This is a genomic window from Paenibacillus popilliae ATCC 14706, from assembly GCF_000315235.1.
Classification (GTDB): domain Bacteria; phylum Bacillota; class Bacilli; order Paenibacillales; family Paenibacillaceae; genus Paenibacillus_B; species Paenibacillus_B popilliae.
The window spans coordinates 1-516 of the sequence record NZ_BALG01000565.1 but is presented as its reverse complement, the minus strand read 5'-3'; the positions used below and the strand labels follow the sequence as shown (position 1 = coordinate 516).

1 protein-coding gene is annotated in these 516 nt (G+C 49.0%); it reads left to right on the top strand.

Annotation, left to right across the window (positions count from 1 at the left end):
• Positions 1 to 516 (top strand): hypothetical protein (locus PPOP_RS23645; protein ID WP_006288370.1); only part of this gene is annotated, 516 nt, incomplete at both ends.

Here is a 516-nt window from a genome sequence, read left to right as displayed (position 1 = left end):
ATGGCCGACTTGAACATCGAGCATATTAAGGCCGTCACGCCTCAAGCCAAAGGCCGTATTGAACGCCTTTGGCTGACCCTTCAGGATCGTCTGGTTATTGAACTTCGGCTGCTTGGTATTACCACAATGGAAGCCGCAAACGAAGTATTGCCACGTCTCATTCAAAACCATAATATCCAATTCGCTGTGGCACCTCGTTCGGACGAGACAGCCTATATGCCTCTGCGTAACGACGTTAATCTCGATCATGTTTTTACCATCCGTGAGTTCAGAATATTAGGGCAGGGCAATACACTCTCTTACGGCGGCGTGATTTACACGCTTGAAGAATCGTTACCGCAGCGTTTGGATGCGAAGACGGTCGTTGAGGTTCGTCAGACACTTACAGGGCAGGTATTCATCTGGCATCGCCAACAGGCACATCTGCTAAAGAAAACAGAAAGAATGAAGTCCCAGCAAAAGAAAAAGACGAGTTCTGCGCCCCAGCGCAAACCCGCCAATGAACATCCGTGGAAA